Consider the following 236-nt stretch of genomic DNA (forward strand, 5'->3'; position numbering starts at 1 on the left):
CGGATCAGTCGCTCCGGCGATGCCCTCACCGTGCGCGCATCGGTCGACAGCGGAAGCTTGCGCCTCGTCCGGCTCGTGCCGTTCGCCCCGGGTCTCGTCGCTTACGCGGGGCCGTTCGTGTGCGCTCCCACCCGTGCAGGGCTGACCGTCCGTTTCCATTCCTGGCGCAGCGGGCCTGCCGACGCTGCGCTTCACTGAGCCGCGCTCGGTCTGGCACGGACGGTTTCGCGTGAACT

At 70.3% G+C, this 236-nt stretch carries 1 protein-coding gene; it reads left to right on the plus strand.

The window, feature by feature from the left end; genetic code table 11:
• Positions 1-198, plus strand: a 198-nt coding sequence (locus SB660_RS23780) for a DUF1349 domain-containing protein (RefSeq protein ID WP_410585066.1), incomplete at its 5' end; no start/stop codon positions are given.
• Positions 199-236 lie beyond the last annotated feature (38 nt).

This window comes from Bacillus sp. SIMBA_005 (assembly GCF_046535585.1).
Lineage (GTDB): Bacteria > Bacillota > Bacilli > Bacillales > Bacillaceae > Bacillus > Bacillus pumilus.